At 51.8% G+C, this 17119-nt stretch carries 21 protein-coding genes; 4 read left to right on the top strand and 17 right to left on the bottom strand.

Annotated elements, in window-relative coordinates; all coding sequences use genetic code 11:
- The first annotated feature begins 48 nt into the window (after positions 1 to 48).
- Complete coding sequence (locus B5D23_RS06745) at positions 49 to 288, top strand: type II toxin-antitoxin system Phd/YefM family antitoxin (protein WP_078684664.1); 240 nt, start codon at positions 49 to 51, stop codon at positions 286 to 288.
- Here B5D23_RS06745 and B5D23_RS06740 read toward each other — a convergent pair.
- Entirely contained in the window at positions 252 to 1127 is an 876-nt protein-coding gene (locus B5D23_RS06740; protein WP_234985070.1) for a GIY-YIG nuclease family protein, read from the bottom strand. The genes B5D23_RS06745 and B5D23_RS06740 overlap by 37 nt on opposite strands.
- Positions 1128 to 1319: 192 nt before the next feature.
- Here B5D23_RS06740 and B5D23_RS06735 point away from each other — a divergent pair, with 192 nt between their 5' ends.
- The 3 genes from B5D23_RS06735 (at position 1320) to B5D23_RS06725 (ending at position 5896) form a co-directional block, all read left to right on the top strand.
- Positions 1320 to 3872, top strand: a complete 2553-nt coding sequence (locus B5D23_RS06735) for an ATP-binding protein (RefSeq protein WP_078684663.1) — start codon at positions 1320 to 1322, stop codon at positions 3870 to 3872.
- Positions 3873 to 3966: 94 nt separating this feature from the next.
- Entirely contained in the window at positions 3967 to 4542 is a 576-nt protein-coding gene (locus B5D23_RS06730; RefSeq protein WP_078684662.1) for a hypothetical protein, read from the top strand.
- Positions 4523 to 5896, top strand: a complete 1374-nt coding sequence (locus B5D23_RS06725; RefSeq protein ID WP_078684661.1) for a hypothetical protein — start codon at positions 4523 to 4525, stop codon at positions 5894 to 5896. Before B5D23_RS06730 ends, B5D23_RS06725 begins: the two co-directional genes overlap by 20 nt.
- Before the next feature lie 5 nt (positions 5897 to 5901).
- Here the strand turns inward: B5D23_RS06725 and B5D23_RS06720 are convergent, their stop codons facing one another.
- The 16 genes from B5D23_RS06720 to B5D23_RS06645 form a co-directional block, all read right to left on the bottom strand.
- Positions 5902 to 6888, bottom strand: coding sequence for a contractile injection system protein, VgrG/Pvc8 family (locus B5D23_RS06720; protein WP_078684660.1), 987 nt, complete (start codon positions 6886 to 6888; stop codon positions 5902 to 5904).
- Positions 6879 to 7082: a tail protein X gene (locus B5D23_RS06715; RefSeq protein WP_078684659.1), complete on the bottom strand. Its 204-nt coding sequence runs from the start codon at positions 7080 to 7082 to the stop codon at positions 6879 to 6881. The genes B5D23_RS06720 and B5D23_RS06715 overlap by 10 nt, the downstream gene beginning before the upstream one ends.
- Entirely contained in the window at positions 7082 to 7456 is a 375-nt protein-coding gene (locus B5D23_RS06710; RefSeq protein ID WP_200803636.1) for a phage tail protein, read from the bottom strand. Before B5D23_RS06710 ends, B5D23_RS06715 begins: the two co-directional genes overlap by 1 nt.
- Positions 7453 to 9366, bottom strand: a complete 1914-nt coding sequence (locus tag B5D23_RS06705) for a phage tail tape measure protein (protein WP_078684658.1) — start codon at positions 9364 to 9366, stop codon at positions 7453 to 7455. The genes B5D23_RS06710 and B5D23_RS06705 overlap by 4 nt, the downstream gene beginning before the upstream one ends.
- Before the next feature lie 118 nt (positions 9367 to 9484).
- Positions 9485 to 9727: a phage tail assembly protein gene (locus B5D23_RS06700; RefSeq protein ID WP_078684657.1), complete on the bottom strand. Its 243-nt coding sequence runs from the start codon at positions 9725 to 9727 to the stop codon at positions 9485 to 9487.
- Positions 9728 to 9729: 2 nt separating this feature from the next.
- Complete coding sequence (locus tag B5D23_RS06695; RefSeq protein WP_078684656.1) at positions 9730 to 10236, bottom strand: phage major tail tube protein; 507 nt, start codon at positions 10234 to 10236, stop codon at positions 9730 to 9732.
- Entirely contained in the window at positions 10236 to 11447 is a 1212-nt protein-coding gene (locus B5D23_RS06690; RefSeq protein WP_078684655.1) for a phage tail sheath C-terminal domain-containing protein, read from the bottom strand. The genes B5D23_RS06695 and B5D23_RS06690 overlap by 1 nt, the downstream gene beginning before the upstream one ends.
- Positions 11448 to 11452: 5 nt before the next feature.
- Positions 11453 to 11848, bottom strand: coding sequence for a tail fiber assembly protein (locus B5D23_RS06685; RefSeq protein ID WP_078684654.1), 396 nt, complete (start codon positions 11846 to 11848; stop codon positions 11453 to 11455).
- Positions 11848 to 13098, bottom strand: a complete 1251-nt coding sequence (locus tag B5D23_RS06680; RefSeq protein WP_078684653.1) for a phage tail protein — start codon at positions 13096 to 13098, stop codon at positions 11848 to 11850. Before B5D23_RS06680 ends, B5D23_RS06685 begins: the two co-directional genes overlap by 1 nt.
- 7 nt (positions 13099 to 13105) lie before the next feature.
- Positions 13106 to 13726, bottom strand: coding sequence for a phage tail protein I (locus B5D23_RS06675; RefSeq protein ID WP_078684652.1), 621 nt, complete (start codon positions 13724 to 13726; stop codon positions 13106 to 13108).
- Positions 13719 to 14606: a baseplate assembly protein gene (locus tag B5D23_RS06670; RefSeq protein ID WP_078684651.1), complete on the bottom strand. Its 888-nt coding sequence runs from the start codon at positions 14604 to 14606 to the stop codon at positions 13719 to 13721. Before B5D23_RS06670 ends, B5D23_RS06675 begins: the two co-directional genes overlap by 8 nt.
- Positions 14603 to 14938, bottom strand: coding sequence for a GPW/gp25 family protein (locus B5D23_RS06665; protein WP_078684650.1), 336 nt, complete (start codon positions 14936 to 14938; stop codon positions 14603 to 14605). Before B5D23_RS06665 ends, B5D23_RS06670 begins: the two co-directional genes overlap by 4 nt.
- On the bottom strand, positions 14935 to 15597 hold the full coding sequence (locus B5D23_RS06660) for a phage baseplate assembly protein V (RefSeq protein ID WP_078684649.1): 663 nt from the start codon (positions 15595 to 15597) through the stop codon (positions 14935 to 14937). The genes B5D23_RS06665 and B5D23_RS06660 overlap by 4 nt, the downstream gene beginning before the upstream one ends.
- On the bottom strand, positions 15572 to 16099 hold the full coding sequence (locus B5D23_RS06655) for a hypothetical protein (RefSeq protein ID WP_078684648.1): 528 nt from the start codon (positions 16097 to 16099) through the stop codon (positions 15572 to 15574). The genes B5D23_RS06660 and B5D23_RS06655 overlap by 26 nt, the downstream gene beginning before the upstream one ends.
- The gene (locus B5D23_RS06650; protein WP_078684647.1) at positions 16096 to 16620 is read right to left on the bottom strand and encodes a hypothetical protein; all 525 of its coding nucleotides are present in this window, start codon (positions 16618 to 16620) and stop codon (positions 16096 to 16098) included. The genes B5D23_RS06655 and B5D23_RS06650 overlap by 4 nt, the downstream gene beginning before the upstream one ends.
- A complete protein-coding gene (locus B5D23_RS06645) occupies positions 16617 to 16979 on the bottom strand; it encodes a head-tail joining protein (RefSeq protein WP_078684646.1) in 363 nt (120 codons plus the stop codon). Before B5D23_RS06645 ends, B5D23_RS06650 begins: the two co-directional genes overlap by 4 nt.
- Between the last annotated feature and the right edge of the window lie 140 nt (positions 16980 to 17119).

Raw genomic sequence — 17119 nt, 5'->3', positions numbered from 1 at the left:
TAAATTTATCTATTTTTTCTGTTCAATTTCAAATATCGAGAGAGCTTCATGCATCCAAAATTTTCTATAGCAGACGCAAAAAAAGACCTTGCCGCAATCATGGACAAGGTCAGCTCGGGAAGCCGTGTAGTTCTCCGCCAAGAGAATGGCAAAGATGTTGTGCTGCTTTCTGTGGAAGAATTTGAGAGCTTGAATGAAACGCTTTACTTTTTGCAATCCCCTGCGAATGCACAGCGACTTCGAGAAAGCATTCAGTCATTGACCGAAGCCGAGGCCACGGCTTCCTGAAGCTCTTTCAGCGTCTTTCCTTCTTTATTCCGCCAACTTGTGCGTCCATTGGAGTTCCTTCCTAAGACAATGCTGCTCGCCGTACTGGGAGACGAAAAAAGATAATCGTCTGCAAAAACATACAGATCTCCCTTTCTTACCATTACGCCTTTCTTACTTAGCTCATCCCTCAGCTTAGCAAAACTTTCAGGATACGAAGGGACAGTTTTCAGCACAGCCTCAGACCCTGCCAAAACAATAAACCCTTTGTTAGACTCGCAGCCTTTCACCTTTATTCCTTTGGATTCGATATATAGAAGCTTACTGACGGTGCATGGTCTCCTGGGTGGCTGTTCAAATATCGACAACCCTACCAAAGGGAAAATGCTCAACATATCGTCAAGGAAGCAATCCATGTCAGCCGTATCAGCCTCGGAAAGCGAAGGCTTTGTAGGCTCTGCGCAATTAGTCAAATTACAGCGCTTTGCTTTTGCTGCCAACTCAATCAAACGGCTTTCAAGAAATTTTACATGGGCTTTATTGAGGCTATTGTCTTTCGTGACAAAAAAGATGCCCCACGTCCAAAAATCCTTTTTGGCAAAATGGGACGTCAATCGGGCGTCTACAGACTCCCCTTCTCCAATATAGACTTGTGGCAAAGAGCTTGTATCATCCTGACCGACAAGAACGTAAACCCCTGTCCTTTGAAATTCCTTCCTCTTCTTATGATCTTCCTCAAAGCCTGCACGAGCAAAAACAATCCCCTCACCCGTCCAATTTGATTTTTCAATAATCCGCAGCCCGTCCGGATCCCCAACAGGCAAAAACATTTTAATTGAATATGGCTTAGGCTTCGGCACTGTCTCACTCCAGATTAGAATTTTTAAATTTAACTAATACACACCTTAATTTTTATTCTACAATTAACACTTCCTCTTGGCCCCGACCTCCGGAACAGTTTGACAACTAATCAGACTAAATATAATCCTATATTTTATTATATAACGGTTGATATTACCACTTCATTGCCAAAACAAAAAAGAGATTCCCATATGAAAAGACTCGAAGAATACATACAAAATCAGTTCAAAGATATACAGGCAGAGATAAACGAAATTAATTCAAAAGTTGAAGATGCAATATTCACCATTTTAAAGACACAACAAAAAGACCAGTGGCCCTACCTTGCTGCTCACGAAAAAACTCTAGAACCCCCGGAAAATTACTCATTCAGCACCAATGCCATGATACTCTGTATGTTGCATCTTGCAGATAACAAAGTTTGTCATGAACAATTATATCCAAGGGTGTCAATTACAACAAACTTTACTGAATCTAGCAAAAAAAAAAGGCGAACTGCCTTATGTAAGTTGTTCAAAGAAATTGTGGCCCTGAACCAAGATAACTCAAATAAAAAATTTGTTACAAAATCTAACACTTACGGTGATAACGATCCATCTTCGTTACTATGGATTTCTAATCTTATAGGGATCTATAATGATGCCGAGGACAAATCCTCCATTAATATAAATCCATCAGACATCAAAAATATCGAAGATACAATCTTTAAAATAACTGATGATACTCTACAAGAAAAAATCCTTTCAACCTCAGCAAATTTTCAACTTTTAAATATAGAAAGATATAAACAGTCAACTAACGCTTTTGTTGTTTTAAAAATTTTTCTGCTTGCTAAAGCATTATATGAAAAAAAACCCTCTAAAGTAAAAAACTTCCCTCAGGCTCGCCCCGTCTTTTTCTCTTTTTTTGAACAGAGACTCCACCAGCAGCTTTCATACAATAGCATTCCCGATAGCCGATTTGATCCTGCTGAACTCGTTTTTTGTCTTGAAGGAATTTCTCTCTTTAATGAATTCAAACCAAACGACGAAACTTTCGAAAGAGCCCTAGAGGTAATCGGACAACATCAATCAACTGCTCCATATTGGCGACCAATCAATCCAATTTATGCGACTCAACAGGGTCAAATTCTTCTTCCTCTAAGTATCGAGGTAGCTAACTCTTTACTCAGGACATGCCTCTCCCTTGACAAAAGTCGAGACACTCCAATGTTTTTTTCAAACCACTTACCTTTATTCCAACGATACTACCGCTGGCTTAAAGCCCAACTTAGAAAAATAACTATTTTTGATTCAAATAAAAAATTTGATTTATGGGGATGGGAGTCCGAGCATGTAGGAAATCCTCACGAAATCCACTTGTGGCAAACAAGCGAAATAGCGACCTACCTTATGCTATATAATAGCGCCCTTCAGCTCCATATAGGTTCCGAAACTTTAAACCGAGCCAATCTGCTTGTAGAAAAAGCAAACGAAGACAACAAAGATAAAATCGATGAGTTGATTGACCCTTTTCCCAGAGATTACATTAATCAAAAATATCCAATCTACTCTATTATAAGAGACAATTTTATAAAACCACGGGCTGACCCTCAGTCATATGATCCTACCGCACCCTGTTCATTTTTACTTTATGGCCCTCCTGGAACAGGTAAAACTTTTTTGACAAAATGTATCGCCGACAAGCTAAATTGGAGACACATAACCGTAACACCCAGCGACTTTCTTGCAGGAGGTTCAGGAGAAGTTGAGGCTCGAGCCAAGGCAATCTTCCAATGTTTGGAACAACAACAAGAAGTTGTAATACTTTTTGATGAAATTGATCACTTCCTGCTAGATAGAGAATCAGATGAATATCACAACCAAACTGGTATTTTTCAATTCATGACCCCAGGGATGCTCCCAAAGCTCCAACGACTTCGCGACAAAGCAGAAAAAAATAATTTTATTTTTGTCATTGCGACCAACTATGAAGAAAGAATCGACCCTGCAATTAAGCGTCTGGGACGAATTGACGAAAAATTACCATTGCTTCCGCCATGCAATAAAGTCAGGCAAACGATTATTGAAAATATAATCTTTGGTGATAAACGAAAATTATCCGAAAAAGAAAAGCAGGATTGGGTTGAACAAAATATTAAAAAGCTTGCAGGCTTATTCCCCCCAAAAAAGCATTGGCTTGAACAGAATAGTAAAGAGCTTGCAGACTTATCCCTCCCCAAAAGGCAGGAGTGGATTAAAGATAATACTGAAGGACTTACAGACTTATCCCCCCAAAAAAAGAAAACTTGGATTAAACAAAACATCAAAGGAATTGAAGACTTGTCCTTCTCCAAAAAGAAAAAATGGATTAAAGATAATATTCAAGAACTTGCAGACTTAACCCCCCTTTATACTTATAAAGAACTTAGCAACTTTTTAAAAAATAGCGAACACAAACAAACGTTTGATAAACCGGAAAGTATATACAAAACAAAGCTCACTCAATATATTCCAAGATTTTTTACACAACAAAAAACACTCAAACAACTTGAACAAACTCCTTACAAAGAACTTGTTCCACTTCTCTTTCTTGCTTGTGAACAAGAAAAAACTCTCAGATATCTTAGGACCTTTTTAGGAGAGCACCTCTTCAAGAAACCAGGGGCTGATATATTAAAATTAGAACTTTTAGAGAATCTCAAGCGTTACCCCCAAATCGACCCGAAAACAACGCTCACCAAGACTTTGGAGGGAATTGATTAACTAGCAAAAGGTTATATTTTCGTTTATTCTTTAAGACATGTGAATATTTAATTTTTATAAATATTCACATGTTTAATTAAAGGAGATAAAATTTTTGCCCTCAAAAAAAAATAGAAACAAATTTAGCCCGCTTTTGAGCATTCTTGCTTCTGTAATCCCCCACAAAGCAATTTATATAAGCACTCCAATAACCAGCGGAAAGCGTCTGATTAAATATCTTCAACATTTTGAAAAAGATGGCATATCTAATGACAACTACTTGCATTTTCTTAAACATGAAGTAATTGAACCTAATTGCAGGGCGGGGCGAGAATTTGCTCAAAAAGTTAGAAGCAAGACCTCGCTTCCAGCCATTGAACCAACTTGTTTTTTTCAAAAAGAGTGGACTCAAAAGGATTACCTTTTATTTTGGGAACTTGTCATACAACACTATGCTCAAGAGGTTTGGTTTAACGAAGGCTGGCAATTTAGCAATGGGTGTACCTATGAATTCTACATTGCCCTTCGAGAACAGTTACCTGCGAAAGATCACTCCGGAAAAATCATTAGTCGTAAAAAAGCATCTATGTTACTCTCAGAGAGCATAGAAGAACTAAAACGGCACAACAGAGACCCAACCCCCATACAAAAAATATTCAATCAAATAAGACATGACTCAACTCTTCTATAAAGACCAAGTTCTTGATACATTAGCCCAACGAGTTAATGTTGCACAATTTTTAAGTTTTTCACCGAACTTAGAGCCTCGATATAGTCGTATTTTTGGTTTTGCAGCAAACCATCATTTTCCTTCCATTAAAGACAACATTCTGGCCTTACTTAAGGCATCACCAGAGAACTCTCTTAACATTCGTTCTTTTGCTCCTGACTCCCCTCAAGGCAACGAGTTCATATATGGATTAACTGATATAAATGAAATACTCCTAAACTTGAACCGATTAGCCCAAAAAGGGCTCTACACCATCGTTAACGAAACAATTGACGTTAACGATGGTGGAGTTTCTGGAGTGTTACAAAATAGTCGCGTTGAATTTGCCCCCGGAGTAATACCCCGTTTTGTTGAAAACCCTTCCGTAGATCCTGTTCCGACATATCCCAAAGAAATTGCGGAGCGACTGTTACAAACTGTATATGGTTTTCTCCCTTCTCTTAACTACCCCCCCTCTGAACGAGTAGAGTTCAGTATCCATCCCAAACGACGGGGTTGGAAAAATGAACACACTATCATATGGGAAATTCAATCTACAAAAAAAGATAATATTTCATATTCTGTCACATGGCCAAATGCGTTTAGCAGATTAATAGGTGACAAAGCATATGGTCTACTCATTGCGTCAACCCTTCATGATTTTGTTCCAAGAACAACATGTTTTTCACGTAACCCAAAGCTTGGACTATTCACATTTGGGACTCCTACAGGTTCTGAACAATTATGGATCAGAACCTGTCCAGCGGTACAAGACCCCGGAAAATTTACAACACAGCGAGGTTGGACAGACCCCTTCAATCTTATGAATAATGACGACCCCACAGGTCAAGCAATCCCTTCTTGCTTAGCTCAAGAAGAGGTCACCGCTGTATATTCTGGAGCACTAGTCAATACGACTAGTGGTGCCCCCTTAATTGAAGGGGTCCGCGGGTTTGGTGACAATTTTATGCTTGGGACTCAAAGTCCTTCTAAAATTCCTACCGCTATTAAAAAGAATGTTTTGAGTGTATTCTCAAAATTATCTTCGAAAATTACAGTGAGCCGTTTTGAATGGGTGTACGATGGAAATCGTGTTTGGATTGTCCAACTACACACAGGAGCTCCTGTAAGCTCGGATAAAATCATATATCCGGGGACACCCAGCACTTTTATTTCTTTTGATGTTCATGATGGCTTAGAAAAACTTAGGAAAGTCGTTCTCCAAGCTCAAAAGACACAGCAAGGAATAAATCTTCAAGGAAATGTCGGCATGAGTAGCCATATGGCTGACATTTTACGAAAAGCCCAAATTCCTTCAAAAATAATTCCCCAATAGTCTTTTTACATTGTCTCTCCCATCACCACATAGCCCTGCCTCGTGAGGCTGTGCGTGACCTTGGAGAGACTCCACGTCCCGCTCACGCCGGGACGGAAGCCCATAAGGTTCAGTTTCACCTCAGCGCGGAGCTTCGGATCACCGGGCAGCGTTACAGACAAGGTTCTTTTGCCGCGTTGAAAGGCGTCGAGTTTTGCCTCGGCAGCCTTTCGCGCGGCTTCTTTATTCGGGAAGCTATGCCGGATTCGAAACTCCGGGCTTCCCTCACCTACGCTTTCTAGCACGTCCTGCGCCGTCTCCACATCTCGCCAGCCTGCGCTCACCTTGCGGAAATTCACCCGTTCCGTGATGTTCACGCGCCAGCTTGTGACGTCCTGCGGCGTGACTTTAATCTCTGGCAGCGCCCGGCCTGAGGCTGTTTTCCCCTCGCCTCGCTTTACAAACACAAGACTCCCGCCATTGGCCTTTGCCACCGCCCCCACGCTGTCCGCCACGCGCGTGAGCAGGTTCATGTCGCTTTCCGCAATCTGATCCAAGTGCGGCAGCGCAAGGCTTTTCAGGTCCTTTCCGATTGCAGGCTCAAGCCCGTGCTTTGCGGCCACGGTCTCCACCAGTTCCCGCAGCTCGCCCGGAACCCATGAACGCGTTTTCTGATCTTGGAGCTGACTATACGCCCGACTTTGTTCAAACGGCGCTCCTGACGCCTTGAGCACCATTTTTTCTGGCGGCCCGGAGAGCGTCACGCCGTCCACGACATACAGCCCCATAAACTCCACCTGCTCGCCATAGCCCAGCCACACGCGCAGCTCTGCCCCGGTTCTCGGCAACCGGATCTGCGGCGCGGAGTCGTCCAGCTCCACGGTCAAACTGTCTGCCTGCATCCCGGCCTCATCGGTCAGACTCAGCGAAATCAGCCGCTCTCGAATCACGGCCGTAATGTCATCCCCGTCCGCCACAATGCGGAACGCGGGCGCGTACTTTTCTAATCCCACAGGCTCACCCCTTCGCTTGGTTCTGGGTCTGGAAGCTCTGGCAGCTCAATCAAAACGCCCGCCTCAAAAACAGGGCCGCACTCCGAAAGCCGTGGGTTGGCTTCAAGAACCTTCTCCACAACTCCCGCAGTGCGGCCATAAAAATCAAAACACACCGCATCGAGCATATCGCCCGCCTTTGTTCGATATTGCATCAGGTCTCCCCGTAATACCTCAGCTTCAAGGTGAACTCCGTTTTGCGCGCCACGCCGTCGGCAAAGAACACGCTGCCGGTCTCGCCCACGGACAAAATCACCCATAGCCCGTGGATTTTTCCGGTACCATCTACAAAAAGTAATGGTTTACCCTGCGCGGCTTCCTGCCGCATTTTCTCGGCCTGTGCCGGACCTCCTGAGAAAACCACGCCTGTAAGCGTAATCGAGTCCTCGCCCACACCTACAAATTGTAATGCAGCCTCGCGTCCCATTCGCTCCTGCGCGGCCCACGCGTAGGCCGTACTGCGCTCAAAACTCTGATACGCGGCACTATTCACCGAAAAAGCATAGTCGCCTATTTTCATCATAATCATGCGTAATCGTAGAGCGCCCGATTCTGGGCATCCCTTTGCAGGGCTTGAAATTTCTCCAGTACCTTGTCGGCAATGGCTTCCGGGTCCTGCCCCGGCGCAGCGTGAACCGTAATCCCGCCCACATCCACCTGCACGCTCTGGCTTTTCGACGCGGTCTGCATGGGCAAAGGTGCCGTTGCAGCCTGTGCAGAGGGCGAGCTTGCCCGCGTCACGGGAGCTACTGAAAAGCCTTGTCCCATCGGCTTTGGAGCGCTTTGCATGGCCGCGCCCGGAACCGCCTTTTTCGGCTCCTCCTCATCATCGCCAAAGCCAAAAAAGGTTTTCACAGCGCCCCAGACGCCGCCCGTGGAGAACGCTTTTTTCAGCCTGTCCCAGACGGAAACAAGCCGCCAGACGCCAGCACAGAGCGCCGCTACGCCGCCAATAATCCAGCCGAGAGGCGTGCTCATCATAGCAAAGCCCACGGCCTTAATTCCGGCAATGAGTCCAGGAATCGCTGCCGACGCCAAGGGCGCAATTGCCTGCCCTGCGGCAAAAAGTGACTGCCCAAATGAGAACAGGCCTACGGCGGTTTTTGCCGTAAGTGCCACGCCCACAGCAATGGCTAAGTTCTCAAAGCCGCCAAAGATCGACGCCAGCCCGTTCATGGCGCTCCCAACGAAACTTATGACCTTGAACAAGCCCCGGCCAAAGGACAAAATCACAGGCACAGCGCGCTCGACGCTCTGCCCCAGCTTCACAAATTCGTCGCGATTTTCCCGCACCCAGTCCGCGAGTTTTGGTCCCCATTTTTCCACGATTGGAGCCAGCGCCCCGCCAATCAGCCCGAAAACTTCCTGCGTGGTCGACGAAACCACCGTAGAGAAGCGCCCGAAAGCCACGTTGTATTTCTTCGCGCCCTCGCGCCCTTCATCAGACAGGACATTCAGCTGCTTTTGCTGGTCGAGCAGTTCTCCCACGCCTTGCTTTCGGCTTCTCAGGTAGCCAAAGAATTTGTTCGCCTCACCGCCCATCAGAATATCGGCGGCTGATACGGCCTGCGCGTGATCGTCGAGCTTTTGAATGGCTTCTGCCACGCGCTCAAATTGCTGTTCTGGCTTGAGTCCCTGAAGCTCTTCAAAGCTGAGTCCAAGAATCTGCAAAGATTCGGTCACTGGCGTAATTTCACCAAGCCCGGCCGACTCGCCGAGCTTATTGTTCAGCTCTTCAAAAAGATCGCCCACCGTATCCGCATCAAACCCGGCTTCTTTCGCCAAGCCGCCCCACGCGGCCAAGCCATTGGCTGAAACGCCCAGAGCCTGCGCCAGCGCGCTTTGTTCCGAGGTAAGCTTGTTTGTCATGGTCACGGCGGTGCCTACGACGCCGACGCCCGCGCCAACGGCAGTGCCAAGGCGTCCAACCTGACCGGCTACGTTGCGAAAGCTTCCGCCAATATCCGCGTCCAGTACGCCTTTCATGGCTTTGAGCTTGCGCTCTGCCTTGGCGACCTCCTGCCCCATGCGGTCAAATTCGCCCTCAAGATCACGCGTGTTCACACCCGCGCGCCTGAGCTGGCGGCTTAACGTGGAAAGCTCGTTTTTCTGCGAATGATAGGCTTTTGACGTGCGCTTCGCCTTCCGCTGAGCGCGCTCAAATTCCCGCGTCAGTTTCTTGGACGGCTTGGCCGTGGCCGCAAGTTCAGCCTCCAGCCGCGAAAGGTCCTTTGCGGCGTTTTTCATGTCCCGACGGGCCTGCGCGAGGCCCTTCATGTCAAAGCCCGCAAACCGGTGCAGCTTTTCCTGCTGCCCTTTGATAGTCCGGTAGGCCTCGCTCACGTGCGACAGATCGCCGCGAACGGTCGCCGAGGCAGCCCGAAACGAGCTGCCAACGACCGCGTTAAACTTAACGACTGAGGAAAGATTTTTCTTCATTGAGGAACTGCTTTTGCCCACGCCACAAGCTCGGAGCACTCAAGCGCGAGGAATTCGGAAAGGGTCCAGCCCGTGAGCGAAGCAAGCTGCATCACCAGCTCACGGGCAGCGTCTGCGCCTAGGAAAAAAAACCGGAAAACGCGTCCTGCACCTTCTTAAAATCCGGGAGCGTCATGTCATAAAAAACTTCCGGCGGGACCTCACAAAGCGAGGCGAACATGCGCACCTCTTTTTCACCGTCAGAGCCTTTGAATTTGTCCGCGTTCAGCGAGTCCCGGACACGCGGCTCGCGCATGGTTAACGCCTCGTAAACAACGCCCTTTGCCGTGACGGCCTCGCTCAGAGTAATTTCAACGCTCATTCTTAAATTCCCATTGCGGCACGGGCTTTTTCAAGCTGGTCCACACCGTTTACAATTCGTTTCATATTCAGGACATCTACCTCATGCAGGACCTTTCCGCCCTGCTCGCGTTTGTAATAATTCAGCCCCAGCGTGTACGTGTTTTTCGCCAGCTCACCGGACTTCCACGCGCTTGACTCAATCTTGATCACCGTGCCGCGCATTTGCAGGGTCACGGCTTCGCTTGAGCCATCCAAACTTTTCAGCTCGCCGCGAGCCGTCATCTGAATCCCGTTATTTTCAATGACGCCAAAGGCTGCGAGCAAATCCGCGTCCTGCATAGGCATCACAAAAGACGCCTCCAGCTTCTCCATGCCCATGTCAATCGGGATTGACGTATCCATGCCGCCCGCGCGGAAATCCTCAGTTGTGAGCGAGAGCGCCGGGGGCTGGAGTTCCTCGCATTCTCCGGCGTATCCGCGCCCGTCCACGAACAGCGCAAAATTCTTTAAAAGCTTGCTGGCCGCCATTATTTCAGGACCTCCTCAAGGTAATCGTTCACCAAATGTGAACGAAACGTCACGTGCTCGGCCGGAGCCGGTGGCGTAAAATCAAAGTCGAAAAACACGTTGCCCTTAGCGATCTGGTCCTTGGTGTTCAGCTCCGGGTCAGCCCAGCACGAACCGCCTAGAACGGCCCCGATCGCCGTCAGGTGCCGAAGGTAGGCGTTCACGCTCTCGACCACGGCTTCCATGTAATTTTTGCTGATATTGCGATCCACGGCCCAAAGATGCGCCCGGAGAATGCTTTCGTTGATCATGTCCGCCGTGCGGCGCACAGACAGGAATGCCCACTTTTTGTCAGAGCAGGCCGTGCGATTGCCCCACAGCCGATAGCCCTCTTCATTGATAATCGTGGCGATATTCTTTTCATTCAGGAGATTCGCGCGGCAGTTGGTGCTGCCAAGGGCAAAGTCCACTCCGCGAGAAGTCCCGGCAATGCCGTAAATCTGCTGATTCGACGGAGACCACCAAAAGCCCTTGTCGTTGTCGATTCGGGCAATGAGTCCTGCCACGCGCGAGGACGGTGCTTCGTCCGCGTAGGCCCCGCCACGAAAGACTTTTACCCATGGGTCGACCATGTAAATGCGGGCGGTTCCGAAGTCAGAAATGGCCGCCTGCGCTTCGGCGTCGGTGGTGTTCGGGCCGTCCACAATCACCACGGCCCGGAGCTTGTCCGCGATGCCTTCCAGTTCCGCCACTACGGGGTTTTTCAGTTTTCCGCCGTCGCCGCTATCCGGGTCCGAGGCGCGCTGGTGCGTGTGCCCCGGAGCGATTAAAATGCGAGGGCTGAGTCCAAGGGCAGACTTTGCGCTAAGCAGCGCGTGAACGCCCGTATATTGGCCTGTGGTCGCGTCTGTTCCGCCAACCATATTGGTCTGCGTGGCTGCGTCGGTATCGCCTTCCTCGACGCGGATCACGACCACGGCCGCGCCGGTCTGGTCAAAAATTCCATCAATGGCCGCCGGAAGCGTGCCTTCGCCGTTGCCGGTTGTGTCGAGCTTCGCGGCTTCGGTTCTGTTGCCTGCAATGAGCACTGGCGTATTCACGGGAAAAGCGCTGGCGTCAGCGTCTGGAGCTGTTCCTACCAGTCCAATAACAGAGCTTTTCACGGTCTGAATTGGACGGGGTCCAGAGTCCAGCTCCACGACCTCCACGCCGTGCAAAAACTGTTCGGGCATATCGTTTATTCCTCGCTTGCTGCGGGTGTTTCTGGTTTTTGGGGCCACGGTATCGCGGGGTCAGACACGCCGCCCCACGGGAAGCCAGGAAGCGACGGCAAATCTCGCAGGGCTTGGCGATACGCGAGCCACGCCTGTTCCGAGCCATCGCTTTCATGTGGGTAGTCAGGAAGCGCCTGAGGATCGCAGGCCCGGAGCCGGGCGTCACGCTCGCGGCGAACATCCCCGGCCAAGTCATCAACGCCCGGCTCAAAACGCTGGGGGACAATCTGGCCGCTCTCGCCTATGCGATCACCCACGCGACACGAGCCGTCACAGCTCGCCCAGCGAAGCGGAAGCGCCACAGGGAAAGCATTTTCTTCAATCTGTATGACTTCATTTTCCCAGATCAGGGCGTGCATCAAACAAACTCCCGAATAATAACAAGGCCATCGCCACCGTTTCCGCCGGTGCCGTCAATGGCTGAATTGTCCACGTTTGCGCCACCTCCGCCACCGCCAAGGGTGCCGGGTTCGCCGTCCTTTGTGCTATTTCCATTCGACAGAGAAAGCCCGCCGCCAGCGTAAAAACTGGGGGCACCAATCCCGGACGCGTTGTGCAGCGCGCCCATGACGGCCGTTCCGCCGCCTGCGCTGCCGGTCGCATTCACATCGCCGCCAACGCCGTGACCACCGCGCCCGCCGTCCGGGTGCATGTCGCTTCCTTCAAAATTCGTATCCATTCCAAATCCGCCACGGCCTCCGGTTGCGCTCACGAAAGAGCCGAAAGAGCTTGTGCCGCCGGGGTTGCTGGCGCGAACGGCTGCCTGCCCCACGCCTCCAGCACCCACCGTGTACGTTTCATCAGCACCAAGCCGCGAGGCCATAATCACAGCTTTGGCCCAGCCCCCAGCGCCTCCGCCAGAACCGCAGGACGCAAAACTCCCGCCTTTGGCTCCACCGCCTGCGCCGCCTCCACCCAAGACTTCCACCTCAATAAATTTCAAATGAGCGGGCTTCACGTAATGATATTCACCGGGAGTCGCCTTCACCGTTGTCGAAAGGTGCCGCGCTCCGGCTTCCTGCCATTCCAAGCCATCGCGGCCCTGAATGAGCAAATCGCCCCGGCTGCCGCCATCGGGCAGTGTGTCGTGCGGATCGCTTTTGTCCTGAATGTGATTCGTCATCACATCGCGAAGGGTTCCGACCTCCAGTTCAACGAACTTTCGGCTCGCAAGTACCACCGTAGGGTCAATTTTGAGCTGCACAGGGGCACGCTCTCCCACTTCGAGCGTCAGACGAATCCGAAGCTCTGCGGCCGAGCCTTCGGCGAGCTGGGGCTTGTATGTTTCTGGAAGGTTGCCGATGCCAAAAAGATCACCGTCAGCATCCAGAAAACCCGCTTCCCGCAGGGTCCAGCCGCCAGTATCTGGCGGGATTACCAGCTCAGCCACAAGGTAGGCTGGATTCTCCTCATCCTGCCGAAGCGCGTTGAGCTGCGCTCGATAGACCTCATGAACAAGGGATGTTCGCGAAGCATCGGGCGTCACGGCGGAGCCATTCCCATCACCCACGACCATATGGGTGAGCGAGATTTGCCGCCCAAGGCTCAAGGCATTGGCAAGCTTGGCGCGGCCAATGTCAGTCAAAATAACAAAGTAATTCTGGGGCATTCATTCCTCATCGCGGTTGGACAGTAATGCTTAAATATTCAGTTATGGCACAGGCTGCGGAGAGATTCGTGCTTTGCTGAACCTCGTGGGTCATCCACGGAAGCACGGTGAGTTCTTCGCCACTCTGGAAGGCACCGCCTACAGAGCACCCGCCCTGCACGCTTTCCGTCACCTGAAAGCCCGTGAGGTGCGAGCGCGTATTTTTCGCCTTGAGCACCACGCGCGTAAGCATGGCGTACAAATCCGGCGAAACGCCCCTATCATCCACCTCGATATCAATGGTGAAGGTGAAGCGCTCTGTTTTTGGCCGTTCCTGCCACCATTCGCGGATTCTCACCCGGTAGCCAAGCGCCCGGACAGCGCGATCAACCGCGCCGCGCGTGCCCTTGTGCTTGTGAATCCAGATCGCATTTCTCACGGCTGCCCGCTTTTGCGCCTCGCTCCACGAGCTTTCCCACGCATCCACGGAAAGCGCCCATGCAAGCCACGGCAAAAATTCCACCGGACAATCATCCGGATTATAGAGCCGGGCAATGGGCACCGGGATTCGGTCAATGCGGGTTGTGGCCTCAGAAAAAGCCCGTTCTGCGGGCGTTGCGTTGGGTGGAAGCAAATGCAGATTAGCCACGCTGCACGCTCACATTTTGCGCAGTACAGAGTGCGGCCTGACTCGCAGTGCAGGCGACATCCGCCGCCGGGCTAGTGAGTTCCACACGCGCCACGCCTTCCACCTGCAAGGCTGCGTAAATCTTCGAAAGCGGCATACCTGCACCCAGCACATGTGCCTGCGCCACGGCGCTTTTCAGGGCTTCACGTGCTGCGCTTTCGACCTCTTCGGCACTCGGCCCGGGACGAACATGCAGCACCGCGTCAACGCTGTAGCTCACAAGCTCCGCAGGCTTCACAATGACCTGATCTGTGAGGGGTCGAGTCTCGCGGGCATTGAGCGCGGAGTTCACGGTTTTCACCAGCTCCGGGCTTGGCGTTCCATCCCCGTCACTGGCGAGAATATGCACGAGCACCTCGCCGGGCTTTGGGCTGCTTACAGCCGCGTCCCGAACGCCACTCACGGCGATCGCATGAAAGATATACGCGCCATCAGGTCCGGCCGTGCTAAAGCCCTCCGGAGCAAGCTGCACACGCCTGCGAAAATTCGCATCATCCTCTAAAAGCACTGGTATAGGCGGATATGCATCAGGGTCGCCGGGATCTTCGATTTTTCGCTGCATGGGAACCAAGGCCGCGAGCTGGTCCAGATCAGAGCCGGTCGCATAGGCCAGAAGAACCTGCCGCGCGGCATCGTTCACGCGCTGGCGCAGCAAAAGTTCACGGTATGTGAACACCTCAATGAGCTTGAAAAGCGGGTCAGACTCCACGAGGGCCGTGTGTTTTGGGTTTTTCGCTTGGTACTCGGCCAAAATTTCGCTTTGTATCTGCTCGGCGCTCAGCTCCTCCAGAACAGCAGGCGCTGGGAGCTGCGAGAGATCAATGTCTGAAAATCCGCTCATCCGAGTATTCCGTCCATGTGAATGGGCTTGCCGTCTGGCAGGTACACGCCTGTAAGTTCAAGCACGATGCGCCCGGAACCGGAGCGGTCCACCTGCACTTTCTCCAGCCGAAAGCGAGGCTCCCATTTGGCGAGAGCCTCGGCCGTTGCTGCATAAAATTCTATCTGCGTTTCATGATTGAGCGGCGCGTCCACAAGGCGCGGAAGGCGTGAGCCGTAGTCCCTGCGCAGGACTCGCGAGCCGAGCGGCGTGGTCAAAATATCGCGGATGGACTGGCGCAAATGCGCCCGTCCGGAAAGACTTTTCCCGTTTTCTGCATTCACGCCCATCATGACGGTGCCCCGGTGTTTCCGCCGTGTGGGCAAGGGTGCGTGTGCCCGTTCAGCGAAACACGCGAAGTCACGTCATCCTCGGAGTGAATTTCCCCGGTTGTGCGCAGACTGCCGCGAAATTCCGCATTGCCGCCACCAGATCCGCCGCCCTGCGTGAGCGGGCCGTTCAAAAAGATCACCCCGTTCAGCGTGATGCTTGGGGCTGTGAGTTCCACCTTTGTTCCTGCCGTGCCCGTGATATTCTTCCCGGCATTGGCCGAAATATCGCCAGAAGCAACAAGCTCAGCGTCTCCGGGAATGTTTGCACGCAGGCGATGCGCTTTGCGGTCGTATTCAATTACGGCACCGTCGGAATATTCGCGCCGGTCAAGGTCTTTTGAGGATGCCGGTGCGGGGTGCACCTGCTGGAAGATGCTTCCAAGTACAACGCCCTGCGAAGTATCCCCGGACACAGACAAAACAAGGACCTGCTCGCCCGGCTCCAAGGCCCACCACGAGCGATCATTCCCGGCCCGGAGCGTGAGCCACGGGAGCCAGTCCGTCACCGCTTCGCCCATGCGCACCCGCACGCGGGCGCGGGCATAATCCGCCGCCTCAACCGTCCCAAAACGAATGAGACCGGCAAGCCTGCGCTCAAGCTCCGAGATCTGGAAGCTCATCTTTCACCTCGAAATATTTGTCCTCATGCGCGGCCCCAATAAGCGGCGCATAGGATGCAAAAACCTTTTCTGGCGGTGCGCCCTCGTCGCTCCACATGGATTCGCCAAGGTACAGCATCTGCTCAAACTCCACCCGCCAGCTCTTGGCGTGCTCAAAGCTTGGCTCAAATTCATTTGGTTCCGCAGACACAAAAGCTGCTTCTGGCGCGCCACACACAAGGCTTTTCCCGTCGATCATGTGCGCTACATGCGCAGCCAAAGTGCGAAGCTTCAGAGCCTGATTTGTGGCGGTGTTGCCAAGCACCAGAAAAATCTCCCAGCGACAGACAAGGGGAAGCCGCCCCGTGGCATCCAGCCCGGAATAATCGGCCCGCATTTCCGCCAGATTTACAATTGCGGCGGGCGTTTTGAGCTTTGTCGCGTGACCGTAATCGCACACGTCCTGCATGCCAGGTATCGCTTTCAGCTCCGCCACAAGCGCGGCGTGCAAATCTTCAATCATGAGCGGCCTTCCTTCACTTTTTCCCAGCGCAGCTCCTGCCGAAAGAAATGCAAAAATTTCCGCTCTGCTTCGGCATAAATCTCTGTTTGCAGCACGCGTTCAATGTCCTTGGAAATATCCTCGTACTGCACGGAAATCGGCAGGCGTGACCGGCCTTCTCGCTTAAAGACTGGTCCACGACGCCCCGGCAGCATAAACGCGTGTCGACGTTGCACAGGCCCGGCCGTGACGCCGCTTCGAGTCTGGCGCGGGTTCAGCGCCGAAAGCGGAATCGCGTTCCGCCCAACCCAGACGCGTGTGGACGCGGCAACCCTGTCCTCCGACATTTTGAGTCGGCCCTTCAAGGCTTTTCGCGGCATCCCCGTATCGCGGGAACTCTCCCGCAGGATTGCCGACCTCATCCAGCGCCCAAGTTTGGACACGGCCCGGCGGCTTGCGGCCTGAATCTGCTTTTCTGTTGCGGCAAATTCCAGCGCCAGCCGCTCACATTCGCGCTCTGGCCCGTCAAGAAAGAGCTTCATTCGTACACGCTCACACTGCCATCAGAGAGCAAAATGGAACTAATCCCCGTGCCGTCTGGCAAAACGCGCTCCACGGTAAAAGCCATCTCGCCGATCACGATGCTCGCACCGCGCGGAATACCCACGGCGTCGACACTTTTGCAGGTCAGGCGACAGTCCTCCATCTGGAGATCAAAGTCCGAGCTGCTCGAATTGCCGTGCATTTTGCCCACGAGTCCGAAAACCTCGTTTGGCTGGTCAAAATACGCCGGGAACGTCCACGAACTGCAATCAGGAAGCACGACTTCCGCCTGCACCGTGTCCAGCCCGAAAAGGAAGAAATCAAGGTCCTTGCCGAGGAAATTCAGATCATTCATCATTTGCCCACCTTTCGCCCGCGATCCCCGAACCACCACGCAACGCTCAGGCCCGCGAGGTAAAGGATCGTGCACACGATGCGCTTTTCAAGGTCCATCGCCAGCGAAATATCAAGGCGCTCCAGCCCTGCACGGGCGATTAC

Origin of the sequence: Desulfobaculum bizertense DSM 18034 (assembly GCF_900167065.1) — a bacterium.
GTDB lineage: Bacteria > Desulfobacterota > Desulfovibrionia > Desulfovibrionales > Desulfovibrionaceae > Desulfobaculum > Desulfobaculum bizertense.
This window is presented reverse-complemented; position numbering and strand designations above follow the sequence as displayed.